Source organism: Pseudomonas sp. GW821-FHT10B02, from assembly GCF_059415665.1.
On the sequence record NZ_JBWKNR010000003.1, the window covers coordinates 24,564 to 43,005 of the forward strand.

18 protein-coding genes are annotated in these 18,442 nt (G+C 61.0%); 11 read left to right on the plus strand and 7 right to left on the minus strand.

Annotated elements, in window-relative coordinates; translation table 11 throughout:
* The first annotated feature begins 198 nt into the window (after positions 1 to 198).
* From AC07OF_RS05810 to AC07OF_RS05835, 6 genes are all read left to right on the plus strand, one after another.
* On the plus strand, positions 199 to 1,326 hold the full coding sequence (locus AC07OF_RS05810; protein WP_157191443.1) for a branched-chain amino acid ABC transporter substrate-binding protein: 1,128 nt from the start codon (positions 199 to 201) through the stop codon (positions 1,324 to 1,326).
* Between the two features lie 228 nt (positions 1,327 to 1,554).
* A complete protein-coding gene (livH, locus tag AC07OF_RS05815; protein WP_028943524.1) occupies positions 1,555 to 2,478 on the plus strand; it encodes a high-affinity branched-chain amino acid ABC transporter permease LivH in 924 nt (307 codons plus the stop codon).
* Positions 2,475 to 3,731: a high-affinity branched-chain amino acid ABC transporter permease LivM gene (locus tag AC07OF_RS05820; RefSeq protein WP_191830842.1), complete on the plus strand. Its 1,257-nt coding sequence runs from the start codon at positions 2,475 to 2,477 to the stop codon at positions 3,729 to 3,731. The genes livH and AC07OF_RS05820 overlap by 4 nt, the downstream gene beginning before the upstream one ends.
* Positions 3,728 to 4,495, plus strand: coding sequence for a high-affinity branched-chain amino acid ABC transporter ATP-binding protein LivG (gene livG, locus AC07OF_RS05825; RefSeq protein ID WP_038607946.1), 768 nt, complete (start codon positions 3,728 to 3,730; stop codon positions 4,493 to 4,495). The genes AC07OF_RS05820 and livG overlap by 4 nt, the downstream gene beginning before the upstream one ends.
* Entirely contained in the window at positions 4,496 to 5,197 is a 702-nt protein-coding gene (locus AC07OF_RS05830) for an ABC transporter ATP-binding protein (RefSeq protein WP_038607943.1), read from the plus strand.
* 138 nt (positions 5,198 to 5,335) lie between these two features.
* Positions 5,336 to 5,581 carry a hypothetical protein gene (locus AC07OF_RS05835; protein WP_495072663.1) on the plus strand — a complete coding sequence of 82 codons (246 nt, stop codon included), beginning with the start codon at positions 5,336 to 5,338 and terminating at the stop codon, positions 5,579 to 5,581.
* Between the two features lie 3 nt (positions 5,582 to 5,584).
* On the opposite strand, the gene AC07OF_RS05840 is transcribed toward AC07OF_RS05835, so the two are convergent.
* On the minus strand, positions 5,585 to 6,493 hold the full coding sequence (locus AC07OF_RS05840) for a LysR family transcriptional regulator (RefSeq protein WP_157191440.1): 909 nt from the start codon (positions 6,491 to 6,493) through the stop codon (positions 5,585 to 5,587).
* A gap of 108 nt (positions 6,494 to 6,601) precedes the next feature.
* Here AC07OF_RS05840 and AC07OF_RS05845 point away from each other — a divergent pair, with 108 nt between their 5' ends.
* The 3 genes from AC07OF_RS05845 (at position 6,602) to AC07OF_RS05855 (ending at position 9,666) form a co-directional block, all read left to right on the plus strand.
* On the plus strand, positions 6,602 to 7,201 hold the full coding sequence (locus AC07OF_RS05845; protein ID WP_157191439.1) for a short chain dehydrogenase: 600 nt from the start codon (positions 6,602 to 6,604) through the stop codon (positions 7,199 to 7,201).
* A gap of 70 nt (positions 7,202 to 7,271) precedes the next feature.
* Positions 7,272 to 7,946, plus strand: coding sequence for a COG3650 family protein (locus tag AC07OF_RS05850; RefSeq protein WP_157191438.1), 675 nt, complete (start codon positions 7,272 to 7,274; stop codon positions 7,944 to 7,946).
* A gap of 106 nt (positions 7,947 to 8,052) precedes the next feature.
* Positions 8,053 to 9,666, plus strand: coding sequence for an NAD(P)/FAD-dependent oxidoreductase (locus AC07OF_RS05855; RefSeq protein WP_495072664.1), 1,614 nt, complete (start codon positions 8,053 to 8,055; stop codon positions 9,664 to 9,666).
* A 62-nt stretch (positions 9,667 to 9,728) separates the two neighbouring features.
* Here the strand turns inward: AC07OF_RS05855 and AC07OF_RS05860 are convergent, their stop codons facing one another.
* Complete coding sequence (locus AC07OF_RS05860) at positions 9,729 to 10,823, minus strand: PLP-dependent cysteine synthase family protein (protein WP_157191436.1); 1,095 nt, start codon at positions 10,821 to 10,823, stop codon at positions 9,729 to 9,731.
* A gap of 220 nt (positions 10,824 to 11,043) precedes the next feature.
* Here AC07OF_RS05860 and nhaA point away from each other — a divergent pair, with 220 nt between their 5' ends.
* Positions 11,044 to 12,222 (plus strand): Na+/H+ antiporter NhaA, encoded by a 1,179-nt coding sequence (gene nhaA, locus AC07OF_RS05865; protein WP_157191435.1) that lies wholly within the window; start codon positions 11,044 to 11,046, stop codon positions 12,220 to 12,222.
* A gap of 69 nt (positions 12,223 to 12,291) precedes the next feature.
* Here the strand turns inward: nhaA and AC07OF_RS05870 are convergent, their stop codons facing one another.
* On the minus strand, positions 12,292 to 12,756 hold the full coding sequence (locus tag AC07OF_RS05870) for an outer membrane lipoprotein (protein ID WP_157191434.1): 465 nt from the start codon (positions 12,754 to 12,756) through the stop codon (positions 12,292 to 12,294).
* Between the two features lie 145 nt (positions 12,757 to 12,901).
* Between AC07OF_RS05870 and AC07OF_RS05875 the strand changes: the two genes are divergently transcribed.
* Positions 12,902 to 13,138, plus strand: coding sequence for a hypothetical protein (locus tag AC07OF_RS05875; RefSeq protein ID WP_157191433.1), 237 nt, complete (start codon positions 12,902 to 12,904; stop codon positions 13,136 to 13,138).
* On the opposite strand, the gene pdxH is transcribed toward AC07OF_RS05875, so the two are convergent.
* The 4 genes from pdxH to AC07OF_RS05895 all read right to left on the minus strand — a co-directional run bounded on the left by pdxH (position 13,135) and on the right by AC07OF_RS05895 (position 18,412).
* Positions 13,135 to 13,782, minus strand: coding sequence for a pyridoxamine 5'-phosphate oxidase (gene pdxH, locus AC07OF_RS05880; protein ID WP_157191432.1), 648 nt, complete (start codon positions 13,780 to 13,782; stop codon positions 13,135 to 13,137). The genes AC07OF_RS05875 and pdxH overlap by 4 nt on opposite strands.
* Positions 13,783 to 13,800: 18 nt before the next feature.
* Positions 13,801 to 14,772 carry an OmpA family protein gene (locus AC07OF_RS05885; RefSeq protein ID WP_157191431.1) on the minus strand — a complete coding sequence of 324 codons (972 nt, stop codon included), beginning with the start codon at positions 14,770 to 14,772 and terminating at the stop codon, positions 13,801 to 13,803.
* A gap of 99 nt (positions 14,773 to 14,871) precedes the next feature.
* Positions 14,872 to 16,017, minus strand: a complete 1,146-nt coding sequence (locus tag AC07OF_RS05890) for a serine hydrolase domain-containing protein (protein WP_157191430.1) — start codon at positions 16,015 to 16,017, stop codon at positions 14,872 to 14,874.
* Positions 16,018 to 16,156: 139 nt separating this feature from the next.
* The gene (locus tag AC07OF_RS05895) at positions 16,157 to 18,412 is read right to left on the minus strand and encodes a beta-agarase (RefSeq protein ID WP_157191429.1); all 2,256 of its coding nucleotides are present in this window, start codon (positions 18,410 to 18,412) and stop codon (positions 16,157 to 16,159) included.
* Between the last annotated feature and the right edge of the window lie 30 nt (positions 18,413 to 18,442).

Below are 18,442 nucleotides of genomic sequence, written 5' to 3' on the forward strand. Positions count from 1 at the left end.
CAAGACCAAGCCGCTTTCTTGTAAGTTTCTGTCAATTAAGCGACACGCGCCGAATTTGCCCCAGCGGGCCTGCTTTTCAAGCGACGAAGCAGCGCTCTACACTGTACCGGTACAGTTGCCAGGGCAAAATCGGAGCACTCCGGTCCTCAAGCTCTGGCCGCAGGACTATAAAAATTACAACAGAATGAGTGGAGCACTATGAGTAAGGCTACTAAGCAGATTTCCAAGCTGTTTGCCGCAATGGTTCTGGCCGGGGTTGCCAGCCATTCGTTTGCAGCCGATACCATCAAGATCGGCATCGCCGGCCCGAAAACCGGTCCGGTTACTCAGTACGGCGACATGCAGTTCGTCGGTGCAAAGCAGGCGATCAAAGACATCAACGCCAAGGGCGGCGTTGACGGCAAGATGCTTGAAGCCAAAGAATACGACGATGCCTGCGACCCTAAACAGGCCGTAGCCGTGGCCAACAAAGTGGTCAACGATGGCGTCAAATACGTAATCGGCCACCTGTGCTCCAGCTCCACCCAGCCCGCCTCCGACATTTATGAAGACGAAGGCGTGATCATGATCACCCCGGCTGCCACCAGCCCGGAAATCACCAGCCGCGGTTACAAGCTGGTGTTCCGCACCATTGGCCTGGACAGCGCCCAGGGTCCAGCCGCCGGTAACTACATCGCCGACCACGTCAAACCGAAAGTGGTTGCCGTCCTGCACGACAAGCAGCAATACGGTGAAGGCATCGCCACCGCGGTCAAGCAGACCCTGGAAGGCAAAGGCACCAAGGTTGCCGTCTTCGAAGGCCTGAACGCCGGCGACAAAGACTTCTCCTCGATCATCCAGAAGCTCAAGCAAGCCAACGTCGACTTCGTTTACTACGGCGGCTACCACCCAGAGCTGGGCCTGATCCTGCGCCAAGCCCAGGAAAAAGGCCTGAAAGCCAAGTTCATGGGCCCAGAAGGTGTCGGTAACGACTCCATCTCGCAAATCGCCCAGAACGCCTCCGAAGGCCTGCTGGTAACCCTGCCGAAGTCGTTCGACGCCGATCCTGCGAACAAGGCAATCGTTGACGCCATCAAGGCCGATGGCAAGGACCCGAGCGGCCCGTTCGTGTTCCCGGCCTACTCCGCTGTCCAGCTGATCGCCGAGGGCATCAAGTCTGCCAAATCCGAAGACACCGACAAAGTGGCTGCTGCCATTCACGCCGGTACCTTCAAGACCCCGACCGGCGACCTGTCGTACGACGACAAGGGCGACCTGAAAGACTTCAAATTCGTGGTCTACGAATGGCATTTCGGCAAACCTAAAACCGAAGTTTCCCCTCAGTAATCCCGTCTGACTACATGACTACAAGCCCACTGTGCGAGCAGTGGGCTTTGTTTTACGAGGTTCATGGGCCTGATTCCCGCGATCCGGGAGCAGGTTCACCTGAAAATCTTAAAACCGTCACCAGCGGTTCGCTGGCAGTTGCCGGTGTCGAAGTGGCTCAAGACCACAAGACCAGGCCGGGGGCAGCCCCACCAGTGAAATGCGTATCAGGTTTTTAGGAGCGCTGTAATGCCTGAGATCTATCACTTCTTCCAACAGCTGGTTAATGGTCTGACCATTGGCAGCACCTATGCCTTGATAGCCATTGGCTACACAATGGTTTACGGCATCATTGGAATGATCAACTTCGCCCATGGCGAGGTTTACATGATCGGTTCCTACGTGGCCTTCATTGCCCTTGCCGGGCTGGCCATGATGGGCATCGATTCACTGCCGATATTGATGACCGTCGCCTTCGTCGCCACGATCTTCGTAACCAGTGCCTATGGCTACAGTATCGAACGGGTCGCCTACCGCCCCTTGCGTAACAGCAACCGGTTGATCCCGCTGATTTCTGCCATCGGTATGTCGATTTTCCTGCAGAACACCGTATTGCTATCCCAGGACTCCAAGGACAAGTCCATCCCCAACCTGATCCCGGGGAGTATCTCCTTCGGCCCAGGCGGCGCAGAGGAAGTGCTGATCTCTTACATGCAGATCCTGGTTTTCGTCGTCACGCTAGTGGCCATGACCGGTTTGACCCTGTTCATCTCCCGTTCCCGCCTGGGCCGCGCCTGCCGCGCCTGCGCCGAAGACATCAAGATGGCCAACCTGCTGGGTATCAACACCAACAACATCATCGCCCTGACCTTCGTCATCGGTGCCGCCCTGGCGGCTGTGGCGGCGGTACTGCTGAGCATGCAGTACGGCGTGATCAACCCCAACGCCGGATTCCTGGTAGGCCTGAAAGCCTTCACCGCGGCGGTGCTGGGCGGCATCGGCAGTATTCCGGGCGCGATGCTCGGCGGGCTGGTGCTGGGGGTGGCTGAAGCCTTTGGCGCCGACATCTTCGGCGACCAGTACAAGGACGTGGTGGCCTTCGGTCTTTTGGTTCTGGTGCTGTTGTTCCGTCCGACCGGCATCCTCGGCCGTCCGGAGGTTGAAAAAGTATGAACAGAAATCTCAAACAGGCGTTCTTCAGCGCCTTGCTGGTCTGGGCCGTGGCTTTCCCGGTGCTGGGCCTGAAACTCAGCATCGATGGCATCCGCCTGATCGTCCATAGCCAAGGGGCCATGACCCTGTGGATCATCGCCCTGTGTTCGGTGCTGATGTTCCTGCGCGTACTGTTCGACAAGCAATGGGGTGCGCTCACCCGCCGCCGCTCGGACCGCAAGCTGATCTCGCCGGCCATGAGCAACTTCCTGACCCTGCCCAAGACCCAGCGCTGGGTGATCATGGGCCTGATCGCGGTTGCCCTGGTCTGGCCGTTCTTCGGTTCGCGCGGCGCAGTCGATATCGCCACCCTGATCCTGATCTACGTACTGCTCGGGCTTGGCCTGAACATCGTGGTCGGTCTGGCCGGTCTGCTCGACCTGGGTTATGTCGGCTTCTACGCCGTCGGCGCCTACACCTATGCCCTGCTATCGCACTACTTCGGCCTGAGCTTCTGGATCTGCCTGCCGCTTGCCGGGCTGATGGCGGCGACCTTCGGCTTCCTGCTCGGCTTCCCGGTATTGCGTCTGCGCGGTGACTATCTGGCCATCGTGACCCTGGGCTTCGGGGAGATCATCCGTCTGTTCCTGCGCAACCTCACCGGGCTCACCGGCGGTCCGAACGGGATCAGCAACATCGAGAAACCAACCTTCTTCGGCCTGACCTTCGAACGCAAGGCTGCTGAAGGTCTGCAGACCTTCCACGAGTTCTTCGGTCTGCAGTACAACTCGATCAACAAGGTGATTTTCCTCTACCTGGTCGCCCTGCTGCTGGCCCTGCTGGCGCTGTTCGTGATCAACCGTCTGCTGCGCATGCCGATCGGGCGTGCCTGGGAAGCGCTGCGTGAAGACGAGATCGCCTGCCGAGCCCTGGGCCTGAACCCGACGGTGATCAAGCTGTCGGCCTTCACCCTCGGTGCCTGCTTCGCCGGTTTCGCCGGTAGCTTCTTCGCCGCACGCCAGGGCTTGGTAACGCCGGAGTCGTTCACCTTCATCGAATCGGCCATCATCCTCGCCATCGTGGTACTGGGCGGTATGGGTTCGCAGCTGGGCGTGATTCTCGCGGCCATCGTGATGATCCTGCTGCCTGAACTGATGCGCGAATTCAGCGAATACCGCATGTTGATGTTCGGTGCGCTGATGGTGTTGATGATGATCTGGCGTCCGCAAGGCCTGCTGCCTATGCAACGTCCTCATATGGAGCTGCGTCGATGAGCCGCGAAATTCTGCAAGTCAGCGGCCTGAGCATGCGCTTCGGCGGCTTGTTGGCGGTCAACGGCGTGGCCCTGACCGTCAAGGAAAAACAGGTTGTGGCGTTGATCGGCCCCAACGGTGCCGGCAAGACCACGGTGTTCAACTGCCTGACCGGCTTCTACAAGCCCAGTGACGGCACTATCTTGCTCGATGGTCAACCGATCCAGGGCCTGGCTGGTCACGAGATCGCCCGCAAGGGCGTGGTGCGGACCTTCCAGAACGTGCGCCTGTTCAAGGAAATGACCGCGCTGGAAAACCTGCTGATCGCCCAGCACCGGCACCTGAATACCAACTTCCTCGCCGGCCTGCTCAAGACCCCGTCCTTCCGCCGCAGTGAACACGAAGCGAAAGAGTACGCACGGTACTGGCTGGAGAAGGTCAACCTGCTCGAGTTCGCCAACCGTCCCGCCGGCACGCTTGCCTACGGCCAGCAACGTCGCCTGGAAATCGCCCGCTGCATGATGACCCGTCCACGGATCATCATGCTCGACGAACCGGCGGCCGGCCTGAACCCGAAAGAGACCGAAGACCTCAAGGCGCTGATCAGCCTGTTGCGCGAAGAGCACAACGTCACGGTGCTGCTGATCGAGCACGACATGAAGCTGGTCATGAGCATCTCCGACCATATCGTCGTGATCAACCAGGGCACTCCCCTGGCCGACGGTACGCCGGAGCAGATCCGCGACAACCCTGATGTGATCAAAGCTTACCTGGGGGAAGCGTAAATGCTGCAGTTCGAAAACGTTTCCACGTTCTACGGCAAGATCCAAGCGCTGCACAGCGTCAACGTCGAGATCCGCCAGGGCGAGATCGTCACCCTGATCGGCGCCAACGGCGCCGGCAAGTCGACCCTGCTGATGACCCTGTGCGGTTCGCCCCAGGCTCATAGCGGCAGCATCAAGTACCTGGGTGAAGAGCTGGTCGGCCAGCCCTCCTCGCACATCATGCGCAAGAGCATTGCCGTGGTTCCTGAAGGTCGCCGGGTATTCGCCCGCCTGACCGTGGAAGAGAACCTGGCCATGGGCGGCTTCTTCACCAACAAGGGCGACTATCAGGAGCAGATGGACAAAGTCCTGCAACTGTTCCCACGCTTGAAAGAGCGCTTTAGCCAGCGTGGCGGCACCATGTCCGGTGGCGAGCAGCAAATGCTCGCGATTGGCCGGGCGCTGATGAGCAAACCCAAGCTACTGTTGCTGGACGAGCCGTCGCTGGGCTTGGCACCGATCATCATTCAGCAGATCTTCGACATCATCGAGCAACTGCGGCGTGATGGCGTGACGGTGTTTCTGGTCGAGCAGAACGCCAACCAGGCCCTGAAAGTCGCCGACCGTGCCTATGTGCTGGAAAACGGCCGGGTGGTGATGCAGGGCACCGGGGAAGCACTGCTGACCGATCCAAAGGTCCGCGACGCCTACCTGGGCGGTTGACCTTCTGCAGCGCAATCGAAAAAAGGCCTACGGGCCTTTTTTCTTGCCCGCTGTAACGCCTCCCGGGCAGCGGACTCTAGTGCTGCAGGTGAGCCACAGCCAGTGGCACTCGCCCTTCTAACCTACTGGAGTCCCACCATGAACAAAACCATCAGCGCCGCCGCCCTCATCCTCAGCCTCGGTTCGAGCCTGGCCTTCCTGCCAGCCGTGCATGCCGCCCAAGACATGAAAACGGACAAGGAAGCCAGCATGGAAAAGGACATGAAAATGGATAAGCACATGGCCGACGACAAGATGGACATGAGCAAAGACAAGATGGACAAAAACATGATGGGCAAAGACGACAAAATGATGAAAGGTGAAAAGCACGACAACAAGATGTAATCCCTACAGCGTCTGCAACGCCTGGCTGCTGCGCTTGAACCAGCGCAGCAGATAGTCGGCCAGTACCTGGACTCTTCTGGGCATCCGGCCCTGATACGGATGCACCAGAAACAGAGGCACACTGCGGGTCTGGTAGTCACGCAGCAGCCACTGCAAGCGGCCATCGGCAAGCTCCGCATGCACCATGTAGGAAGGCAGCCTGGCGATGCCGGCGCCGAGCAATGCAGCTTTCTTCAGCAGGCTGTAGTGATTGCTGGCAAAGCTGCCGGCGACCTGCACCCGCAGCAGCTCATGCTGGTGGTGATACAACCATTCTTCGCGCCCACTGTAGTGGCTGTTGAGCAAACAGCGATGAGCGCTCAATTCCGCCGGCATGTGCGGTTCGCCCTGACGCTGCAGATAGGCTGGGCTGGCGCAGGTCAGTTCCTGCATGGCCAACAGCGGGCGCGCAACCAAGCGTGCATCGTCCTGGACCTCGGTGCGAATCGCCAGATCGAAGCCCTCCGCCAACAGATCCCGGTAACCATTGTTCAGCTCCAGCTCCACCTGCAGATCCGGATAGTCGACGGCGAACTCCAGCAGCAAGCCTTCGAAGAAGGTCTCGCCCAGCGACACCGGTACCGTGATGCGCACCGGGCCAGCCAGTTCGTCCTTGAGCATGGCCAAAGTCTGACGCGCGCCCTCCATTTGCCGCACCAATGCCTGGGCCTGGGGCAGTAACATGGCACCCGCTGCAGTCAAACTCAGACGCCGCGTGGTGCGGTGCAGCAGCTTTACCGAATGACTGGCCTCCAAAGCACTGATGCGCTTGGACAACTGCCCCTTGCTCCACCCCAGTTGTTGCGCGGCCTGGGTGAAGCTACCGGCATCCATCAACACGGCGAAGGCCGCCAGATCATCCAGGTCGCTCATTGATTGTTTCCAGATGAAAACCAAAGGTTGCCTATTAGCACGCTTATCCGCAAAAAAATCCACACTAGACTTGAGCCTTGTCCCCAAAAAACTGCGAGGAACGGTTCAATGAAAATCCTGTTGATCGGCGCCAACGGCACCATCGGTTCGGCGGTGGCCAAAGAGCTGGAACAACGTCATGAAGTGCTGCGCATCGGCCGCAGCAGCGGCGACTATCAGGTAGATATCAGCGACAGCGCTTCGATTCGCCGCCTGTTCGAACAAACCGGGCGTTTCGATGCCCTGGTCTGCGCAGCCGGTAATGTCACCTTCGCGCCGCTGGACGAGATGACTGCAGAGCACTTTGCCCTGGGCCTGAACGACAAGCTCATGGGCCAGGTCAACCTGCTGCTGATCGGCCGCGAGTTCATCAACGACGGTGGCTCGTTCACCTTCACCACCGGCATCACCAGCCACGACCCGATCCGTACCGGTGCGTCGGCCAGCCTGGTCAACGGCGCCATTGATGCCTTCGTCAAAGCGGCAGCCATCGAGTTACCCCGTGGCCTGCGGGTCAACTCGATCAGCCCCAACGTACTGGTCGAAGCCATGCCGGCCTACGCCCCGTATTTCCGCGGGTTCAAACCGGTACCGGCGGCAGATGTGGCGCTGGCCTATGCCAAGAGCGTCGAGGGCCTGCAAACCGGCCAGACCTATCATGTCGGCTGAGGCCTTGTGATCAGCGTCCAGCCTGCGTAACGTGGCGGCACCTTTCGGTAGAGACCCTGGAGTTTGCTTGATGCGTGCCGCCCCTTCGTTGTTGCTTGTCGCCCTGTTGCCGCTGTTCGCCGGCTGCCAGATGCTGGCGGAAAAACCGCAGGCAGCTTCTACCGCAGGCATGACCCGGATGCAGGGCGAATTGACTGCCAAGGGCGGCCAGCTGTTGTTCAAGCCATGTACAGAAAGTCGCCACTTTGCCGTCTTCGATAGCGGCAACACCGGTGTGTTGCAGGAAGCCGCTGCCCTGGCCGGCGAACCGGGCACGCTGTTCGCGGACATCAGCGGTAACCTTTCCGCAGGCCAGAATGCCGGCAACGACGGACAATTGAATGTCCAGCGCCTGTATCGGATCGAGAACTCCAGCAGCGCCTGCAGTGATCCCAACTTCAAGCGCCTGACCGTGCGTGCACACGGCAACGAGCCGGACTGGGACCTCAAAGCCAGCGGTAAGGGCATGGTCCTGACTCGCCCGGGCGTGCCGGAACTGGCCGTGCCGTTCCTGGAAGAACAATTGCCTGATGGACGCTTCAGTCTCAGCACCGAAGCCAACGGTCAGCGTGTCGATCTCTGGGTCGCTCCGCAACGCTGCGTCGACACCATGAGTGGTGCAGTCAGCCACCTGAGCGCCGAGCTGCGGGTGAACGGCCAGACCCTGCGCGGTTGCGCCTACTACGGCGGCTCACGTAACGACTGATCATCGGCGCCCGCGTTAATCCTGCCTGCAAAGGCGGCGAACAGCTTATACTTGGCGGTTTGTGTAAAGCCGCCGGCCGTTCATGGCCGGGATACTGGACCCTGCCATGTTACGAATCACCGAACTGAAGCTGCCGCTGGATCATCCTGATGAAGCCCTGCGCGAGGCCATCGTGCAACGCCTGGGAATCAGCGACGACCAGTTGCTGGACTTCACCTTGTTCAAGCGCAGCTATGATGCGCGCAAGAAGAACAGCGAAATGCTGTTCATCTACACCATCGACCTGACGGCCAGCAACGAAGCCGAGCTGCTACACAAGTTCGCCGACGACCATAACGTCAATGTCGCGCCGGACGTCAGCTACAAAGTGGTCGGCCAGGCCCCTGCCGACCTGCAAGAGCGCCCCATCGTGGTCGGCTTCGGTCCGTGCGGGATTTTCGCCGGCCTGCTGCTGGCGCAGATGGGCTTCAAGCCGATCATCCTCGAGCGCGGCAAGGAAGTGCGTCAGCGCACCAAAGACACCTGGGGCCTGTGGCGCAAAAGCGTGCTCAACCCCGAGTCGAACGTACAGTTCGGTGAAGGTGGCGCCGGGACCTTCTCCGACGGCAAGCTCTACAGCCAGATCAAGGACCCGCAGCACCACGGCCGCAAGGTGTTGCACGAATTCGTCAAAGCCGGCGCGCCGGAGGAGATCCTCTACGTCAACAAGCCGCACATCGGCACCTTCCGCCTGACCGGCATGGTCGAGAACATGCGCCACGAGATCCAGGCGCTGGGCGGCGAAGTGCGCTTCGAAGAGAAAGTCACCGACCTGCTGATGGACGATGGCCAGCTCAACGGCGTGGTGCTGCAGAGCGGTGAACAACTGCACTCGCGTCACGTGGTCCTGGCCCTGGGCCACAGCGCCCGTGACACCTTCCGCATGCTGCATGCGCGTGGCGTGTTCATGGAAGCCAAACCGTTCTCCATCGGTTTCCGCATCGAACACCCGCAATCGCTGATTGACCAGGCTCGCCTGGGCAAATACGCCGGGCACCCGAAACTGGGCGCGGCGGATTACAAACTGGTGCACCACGCCAAGAACGGCCGTTCGGTCTACAGCTTCTGCATGTGCCCGGGCGGCACCGTGGTTGCGGCCACCAGCGAGCCGGGCCGGGTGGTCACCAATGGCATGAGCCAGTACTCGCGCAACGAGCGCAATGCCAACTCCGGCATCGTCGTCGGCATCACCCCGGAGCAGGATTATCCGGGCGGTCCGCTGGCAGGTATCGAGTTGCAGGAACAGCTTGAAGCCCATGCCTATGTACTCGGCGGCAGCAATTACCAGGCGCCGGCCCAACTGGTCGGTGACTTTGTCGCCGGCAGGCCATCCACCGCCCTGGGCAGTGTCGAGCCGTCGTACAAGCCCGGCGTCAATCTTGGCGACCTGGCCCCGAGCCTGCCTGACTTCGCCATCGAAGCCATCCGTGAAGCCTTGCCGGCCTTCGATCGGCAGATCAAGGGCTACAACCTGCATGACGCGGTGTTGACCGGTATCGAAACCCGTACCTCATCGCCGCTGCGCATCACCCGTGATGCCAGCATGCAGAGCCTGAACCTCAAGGGCCTGTTCCCGGCGGGTGAAGGTGCAGGTTATGCCGGTGGCATTCTGTCGGCGGGTGTCGACGGGATTCGCATAGCCGAGGCGGTGGCTCGCAGTATGCTGGGCCTGGAAGGCTGATAGAGCAATCGCGGGGCAAGCCCGCTCCCACATGTGGGAGCGGGCTTGCCCCGCGATACGCTTCAAATCCCCGCGCGCAATACCGTCTCAGGCAAAGCCTCGCCCCGTTCCACACAGGCTGTCACTGCCGCGATCAAGCCCTGCAGCTGATACCCCTGCGCTACCAGCCAGTCCTGGTCATAATAGGTGGTCGCATAACGATCGCCGCCATCACACAGAATCGCCACGATCGATCCCGCCTCCCCCGCCGCTTGCATCTGCCGTGCCGCCATCAGCGCACCGATCAGGTTGGTACCGCTCGAACCGCCCACCCGACGCCCCAGGCGTTCAGCCAGGTAATGCATGGCCGCCAGGGACAGTGCATCGGGCACTTTGATCATGGCGTCGATCACCTGAGGCAGAAACGAGGCTTCTACCCGTGGCCGGCCAATACCCTCGATTCGCGATCCACAATCGAGCAACAACGAGCGGTCACCGCTGGTATAGCTGTCGAAAAACACCGAGCGCTCGGCATCGGCACACAGCACCCGGGTGGCATGCTGGCGATAGCGAACATAGCGCCCAAGGGTCGCGGTAGTGCCGCCAGTGCCCGGGCTCGAAATCAGCCAGGCAGGCTCCGGATGCCGCTCGAAACGCATCTGGGTAAAGATCGATTCGGCAATATTGTTGTTGGCGCGCCAGTCAGTGGCGCGCTCGGCGTAGGTGAACTGGTCCATGAAGTGACCGCCGGTTTCCCGCGCCAGACGTTCGGATTCTGCGTAGAGCTGCGTAGGGTCATTCACCAGATGGCTCTGACCACCGTAGAACGCGATCTGGGCAATCTTTTCCTGAGAGGTACTGGCGGGCACCACGGCGATGAAGGGCAGGCCGAGCAGGCGCGCGAAGTAGGCTTCGGAGATTGCCGTCGAGCCGCTGGAGGCTTCGATCACCGGCGCCCCTGGACGTAGCCAGCCATTGCACAGGGCATAGAGAAACAGCGAGCGCGCCAGGCGATGCTTGAGGCTGCCGGTGGGGTGGCTGGATTCGTCCTTGAAGTACAGCTCGACCTCGGGAAAACCCGGCAAGGGCAGCGGGATCAGGTGTGTGTCGGCACTGCGCTGGAAGTCAGCCTCGATGATACGGATTGCTTCACGTGCCCACTGGCGGTGATCGTTCATGGTCCAGTCCCGAAAAAGTTCGATTTATAAGGGAGCATGTTAAGAAACTCCCTACATCTCCAACAGATACAGCAAGGCAAAATATTCCCACCCAACTGCTAGGCTGCCTTGGCCAGGTTAGTCACAGCTTATAACAAAAAAGAATATAGTTTTTGTTTTAATGCATATCCTCACAAGGTAGGGTGTCCCCCTATCGGAATCCTCAGGATGGAGAGCGCCCTTGCTGCGAAGCACCTTCACACGTTTCTTTCAGTTGGAAGCGGCCAGCGGTCTATTGCTGATTGCTGCTGCCGCCCTGGCCCTGATCATCAACAACTCGCCCTTGTCATACCTGTACAACGGCTTGCTGGATGTACCTGTGGTCGCCCAGATCGGCGCACTGAAAATCGCCAAACCCTTGCTGCTGTGGATCAACGACGGCCTGATGGCCCTGTTCTTCCTGCTGATCGGCCTTGAGGTCAAGCGCGAGATAATCGACGGTCACCTGTCCAAGCCTTCGCAGATCGTCCTGCCGGGTGCTGCCGCCATTGGCGGCATGGTGGTACCGGCGCTGATCTACTGGTTCCTGAACAAGGACAACCCGGCCGCCGTTGCCGGCTGGGCCATTCCCATGGCCACCGACATCGCCTTTGCCCTGGGCGTATTGGCGCTGCTGGGCAAGCGCGTGCCGGTGTCGCTCAAGTTGTTCCTGATGACCCTGGCAATTATCGATGACCTGGGCGCAATCATTGTCATTGCACTGTTCTACTCGGGTGAGCTGTCGAGCCTGTCGCTGATGCTGGCCGGCGCCTGCTTGCTGGCGCTGATCGCGATGAACCGGCTCGGGGTGGTCAAACTCGGCCCGTACATGGTGATCGGCCTGATCCTCTGGGTCTGTGTACTCAAAAGCGGTGTCCACGCCACCCTCGCCGGGGTCACCCTCGCGCTGTGCATTCCATTGCGTACACGCAACGCCGAACCTTCTCCGCTGCTGACGCTGGAGCATGCCCTGCACCCCTGGGTGGCTTACGGCATCCTGCCGCTGTTCGCGTTCGCCAACGCCGGGGTATCGCTGGCCGGGGTAACCCTGGAAAGCTTCACCCACTACGTGCCAATGGGTATTGCCATCGGCCTGTTGCTGGGCAAGACCGTAGGGGTGTTCGGCCTTACCTGGATCGCGGTCAAGCTGGGCTTGGCCGCCTTGCCTGGCGGGGCCAACTGGGGCCAGGTGCTGGGCGTGGCCATCCTTTGCGGTATCGGCTTTACCATGAGCCTGTTCGTTGGCTCGCTGGCCTTTGTTCCGGGCAGCAGCGAGTACGCCGGCATGGACCGCATGGGCATTCTTACCGGGTCGATCCTCGCCGCCCTGATCGGCTACGGCGTCACCGCACTGGCGAGCCGCAAGGCAGCCGTCGCCTGATCCGGCCCGGGCAATAAAAAACCCCGACCGGCACTGCCGAGTCGGGGTTTTCTTTTTACAGCTGAAGTATCAGTGGCTGACCCGACTGGTTCCGTCTACGGTCATGATCCGGACACGCTCGCCAACGCGGAAAATCTCGTTTTCCTGGACCGCCTGTACATAGGCACGCATGCTGCCGTCGTCTTCACGCACGGTAATCTCAACGCCCTGGGTGCGGGTCAGGCCTTCTTCAGCGGCAGAGCCTGCCAGGCCACCGGCCACGGCACCAATCACCGCGGCAACGATGCTGCCGCGACCACCGCCGATGGCACTACCCGCTACACCACCGACAACGGCGCCAGCACCACCACCGATAGGCGTTTTGGTACCTTCGATTTTCACCGGCCGCAGTGCTTCGATGGTCCCCATGCGCACGGTTTGCACACGGCGAGCTTCATCGCGCGTGTAGGTGTCGCCGGTCAGGCTCGAGGCACAACCGCCGAGCAGCAGCGACAGGGTAGTGAAGCTGGCAACCAGCAAAACAGATTTACGCATAGGATGACCTCCATAAGACAGGTGTTCATTAGACTCCGCGCATTGACGACTGTCACGACCGATGCGGGGTAAAATTGATTCCATTCAGCTTCCATACAGCCTGTGTCACCGATGCAGCCTGAAAACCTTTAGCGCAAGGATAGACATGGATTACTTCATCGTCGTCATCACGACTCTGGCTGGCCTGTATTTTCACTGGTGGTTGTATGTGCGCATCCGCCGCTGGATGGACCGCGACCTGGCGCTGTCAATGGCCGGTACGGACGCAGGCAAGAAAGCCTACATGCTTGAATGTCTGGACAATGCCAAGGCACAGAAGATCAAACGCGCCGAGCTGGCGACCTGGCTGGAACGCGAGGCCGCCGCTTACCGGGCCGATTAGGGCGCCAGACGCTCGCGCAGCCAGTTGCCTTGTTGCAGGCGGTAGTTGAGACGGTCGTGCAGGCGGCTGGCACGGCCCTGCCAGAACTCGATACGCTCTGGCAGCAAACGGTACCCCCCCCAGTGCTCGGGGCAATGCGGCTGGGTATCGCTGAAACGCTGTTCGGTGGCCTTGACCAACCCTTCCAGCTCGGCGCGATCAGCAATCACCTGGCTCTGCGGTGAGGCCCAAGCGCCCAGGCGACTACCCATCGGGCGCACCTGGTAATACTCGTCCGACTCTTGCGGCGTGACCTTGACCACCTTGCCTTCGATCCGCACCTGACGCTCCAGGGCCGGCCAGAAGAACGTCATGGCCGCAAATGGATTGGCCTGCAGTTGCTGACCCTTGGCGCTGTCGTAGTTGGTGAAGAAGGTAAAACCCTGGTCATCCAGGCCCTTGAGCAACAGGATCCGGCAATGCGGACGGCCATCGGCGTCTACCGTTGCCAACGTCATGGCGTTGGCTTCCACCGGTGGCTGCTCAGTCTTCACCGCGTCGTCGAACCATTGGCGAAACAATGCGAAAGGCTGGTCCGGGGCCTGAGCTTCCGCCAGGCCATCACGGGTGTAATCGCGGCGCATATCGGCCAGGGTCTTGGTCATTGCTGCGTTCCTTGACGATCAGTTGGTCTTCGCAGGGCTGGTGTTGGCGGCCACTTTCTTGGCAGCAGGCGCAGGCTTCTTGGCCGCGGGTTTGGCTGCAGGGGCTTTCTTCTTGGCGGTCGTGGCTTTGGCCGGGGCGGCTTTTTTGCTGCTGCTGGCCTTCTTCACCGGAGCCTTGGCGTCAGGCTTTACCGCGGCCTTGACCGGAGCCTTGGCATCCTGCACCGCGACCAGCTCGGCCGGGCTCGGCGTCGGCTGCTTGTACTTGGCCAGCAACGCGACCATGGTGTTTTGCGGGGTCAGCACCAGTTCTACCCGACGGTTCAGGGCGCGGCCCTGCAGACTGTCGTTGGCCGCACGCGGCATTTCCGAACCCATGCCGCGCAACATCAGGCGATCACGCTCCAGACCACTGAGGCGGAAGATCGCTGCTACCGACTGGGCGCGCTCCTGGCTGAGCTTCTGATTGCCGGCGGCGGCACCGCTGGTGTCGGCGTGGCCGAGCACCAGTACGGCGGTCTGTTTATCGGTTTCGATCGCTTTGGCCACACGGGTGATGGGGCCGAGGGTGACCGGCAGAAGCATGGCCGGACGATCCGGGTTGTAGGAGCTGTCTACCGGTACGGTAACGATCAGCACGTCTTCACGGCGCTCAAGTTCGAACTTGCTGTCCTTGATGGCTTCACGCAGGCGCGGTTCGTAGCTGTCCAGCCAGGCCTGGGTGGCCTTGTGGTCGATCTTCGGCACGGCCGCAACCTTGGCCTTGTCGCTGTCAGCGAACGGCCACCACCAGCGGCTGCTGCTCTCGGACTTGGCATCGGCTTTGGCGACTTTCTCGACAACCACTTCCTTCACTTCCTGGTTGGCAACCTTGTCCGAGCCAAAGGGCCACCAGTCGATGCCACTGTCGGCCGCACCTTTCTGGGAGTGCTGTGCACAACCGGTCATGGCCAGGCACAGGGCAATAGCTAAGGTTTTATGTGAAGACATCAGTGATACACCATGAAAATGAAAGAAATTCCGCCCAATTGCGCTAATCGTTGGAAGCCAGAATAGACAAAGGGTTCAGGTAACATTGGGGCTAACCGATCAAAGGCAGGTTGCCAGGACACGCACCAGCTTCTGGGCACGCGGGTCCATCAATACGTAAGGGCCCAGAGTATTGGTGACAAAACCAAAGGCCACATCGTACTCCGGATCGGCAAAACCAACAGAGCCGCCGGCGCCCGGGTGACCAAAGGCCTTGCTGCCCAGACCAAAGGTGGCGTTGGCCACGGTCGGTTGGTCGAGCATGCAACCCAGACCGAACCGGGTCTGGGTCAGCAACGTCTTGTCCTGGCCCAGGCTGTGCTCACGGGTCAGTTCGTCGAGCAATTCCGATTCCAGCAGGCTGCCATCGAGCACACCGGCATAAAAACCGGCGAGGCTGCGGGCATTGCCATGGCCGTTGGCCGCCGGCTGCTGCATCCGCCGCCATTCCGGCTTGTTGGTACTGGTGAGCATGCCGGGCGGGTTGGTAAACGCGCGAGTGGACAGCGCCTGCGGCTCACGCATGGTCACCTGAAGCAGGCGCTGGGCCGCTTCATCGCCCATGTTGCCCTTGCCTCGGGCAATATGCGCGACCCGGTGGAACTGATCGTCAGCCAGGCCGATGTGAAAGTCCAGACCCAGCGGGCGGGCGGTGCGGGCTACGATCGACTCGCCAGGGCTGCGACCGTCGGCACGTCGAATCAACTCACCGATCAGCCATCCATAAGTGATAGCCGCATAGCCATGAGCAGTACCAGGCGTCCACCAGGGCGCCTCGGCAGCCAGCGCCTGAACCATGGTTTGCCAGTCGTAAAAAGCCTCTGCGGGCATCAGCTCGCGAAGCGCGGGTACCCCGGCCCGGTGGCTGAGCAACTGGCGCAGGGTAATCGCCTGCTTCTCAGCCTGGGCAAATTCCGGCCAGTAACGCGCAACCGGAACATCCAGGGCCAACTTGCCCTCACCCACCAGTTGCAAAGCCGTCACCGCGGTAAACATCTTGGTACAGGAGAACAGGTTGGCGATGGTGTCGCTGTGCCAGGCCTCGGCGCCGTCCTTGTCAGCGGTACCGGACCAGAGGTCAACGACGGTTTCCCCGCCAATCTGGATACACAGCGCCGCGCCACGCTCCTGAGGATCGTCGAACAGCGCCGCAAAGGCCTCGCGCACGGCTTCGAACTTAAGCTCGTAATGACCCTGAATCTGCACCCAGCCGCTCCCCGCGCATACTGCTATCGAAAATGGCGTGCATTGTTTCAGCCTGCGGCGGTTTTGGGAACAGACACTGGACAGAGCGTCGTCCAGCGGGCCCGAGGCAATTCGCCTGCCTCAGGCCGCCACGCCTTCGCTACGGGGCTTTTGCGGCGTTTTCGCTGATGCCCGTCTTGCCGATCTGCTCCTGTGCTTGCAGATTGCTCTTACGCACGCTGTCGACAAAACCCTGGAATGGCAGGTCGGTGATACCCACCAGCCCGAAGTGACCGTTCTCGCCATCGAGCAAGCGACCGCTGGCAGGCTGGTCCAGGTACTGGAACCAGTGCACACCGACAATCGACGGTTCGGCCAGGGCGGCCTTGACGAAAGCGGCATAGGCCGGGGCCCGTCCTTCTTCCTTGGCCACTTCCATAGGCCCTGGCCAGAACGGCCCGCGGTCACGTGAGCCGAACTGGAACTCCGACACCAGCACCGGCTTGTCCAGGGCATTGAGCTGGCTGAAGTCGTAGCCGTCCTGGGGTTTGGGCGTATAGAAGTTGAAACTCAGAACGTCACAGAACTCGGCACAGGCCGCCACCGCCTCAGGTGTGCTGACCGCGTATCGGCCGCCCAGCAGCAAGTGATTGGGCGCATGCCACTTGAGCGAGTCCGCGATGGTCTTGAAGTAGGTTTCGGCAAAGACCTTCTGGAAGTACTTGAAGTCGGCTTCGATCTCGGGGTGTTCCGCGCTCGGCAGCGGCGGCTCGAAACCAGGATCTTCCATCAACTCCCAGGCGGGCAGATCAATCCCCCAGGCTTTGGACAGCCCGGCCTGGTTGCGGTATTTGTCGCGCAACTGCTTGAGGAACGCCCGTTTTGCCGGCACGTCGGTGGTCAGGCGCAAGGTGCCATAAGCCAGGGCGTAACGGGCCTTGGGGTCATCCCCGGGAGCTGCCCAGGCCAGTTCGTTGTCGGCGAAATAGCCGATCAGCCAGGGATCGTCACGGTGGTCACGGGCAGCGATGGCCACGGCACGCTCGGTGGCCATGGCAAAGCGCGGATCGAACGGATCAGGCATACGCCCCCACCAGTCCATCCCGGTGCTGATGCTGGTGTAATCGCCGACGATCGACAACGGCAAGGTATAAGGCAGACGGTTGGCCTGCCCCAAGGCCGGCTCGCTCCAGTTGCCCAAGGTATTGAAGCCCCAGGCCTGCAGACGGTCGAGGGTATGTCCCTGCCAGCGCTTGAGGTCCAGCGCCGGCACTGGGCAGTCCACAGCTGCCGTGGTGTCGGTCGCCGCCACCGGCGTGCAGGGTTTGCCATGGCTGCGCTCAAGGTTGGCAGCATAGAAGTCGAACCAGCGCCCCTGATTGAAGTTGCGCCCCGTAGCCGAGCCGTTACCGTCGTTGTTGTTACCCTCGCCATAGAACTGCGCCAGCGGCTCGCCCGCTTGCGGCAAGGCGGTAAACATCGACTCGCGCCCGGCTACGTAGGTGCGGCCGCCGTCGGCTGCCACGGTGTTGACGCCCAGCGAGTAGAACGGATGGCCTTCAGGGGTGACCAGATACCAGCGTCCATCACGTTTTTCGGTACGGAAGAAGCCCTTGGCATCGAAGCCAGGTCCTGTCGTCACGCCGCCAAATTTGTCGCGCGGCAACTGAGTGCGTTCAGCCAGCCAGCCCTTGAGTTGCTGCTGTTCACGGGTCGCGGCGGCTTTGAGCTGGTCATCGCTGACGATTTTTTCCGGCCAGCGGCCGCGGGTTGATTGGCCATAGCCATCAATCAAACCGGTATACGCAGCCTTTTGCAGCTGGTCGTCGTCCTGAATGCCAACGCGTTCAATCAAAAGGCTCTGGGCGACATTGGGCTTGTTCATCGACAAGGTCACCGACACCACTTGCTTCAAGTCCAGCGCACCGCTGCTACCGGTCAGCACCCAGCGCTGGCCTTCATGCACCCAGGGCATCGGTGGCCCGGCACGCATGCCCTGGCTCAGTGGCGAGCTGGCCGTCAGTGGCACCCATACCGTCTGTGCCGGCCCGGCGGGCAGGTCGATACGACTGGTGAGGGTCTTGCCGTCACCACTCAACACCGTGACATCCACGGTCAACGGCCAGTCCATGCCACTTTGCAGGCGCAAGGTCAGGGCTGTGGCCGCCGACCAGTCCCAGACACCGGTTTGCGGGCTCAGCCGCAGGCTGGGGCGCTGCACCGGGTTGAACACTACACGCCGCAATACCTCACCCTCGGCCGTCTGCTCTGCGTTGTATTGCGGCAAGCTGGCATCTTCGGTCACCACGTTGACCACGGCGGCCGGGCGCACAAAGCTGAACAGCGTCTGTTGCCCGGCCAGCAGCGGTGTGCTGAACAACAGTGCGAAGACAGCAGGCAAGGTACGGCGAATCATAGGGCTGGAGCTCTCCTTGGGGGCCCTTGC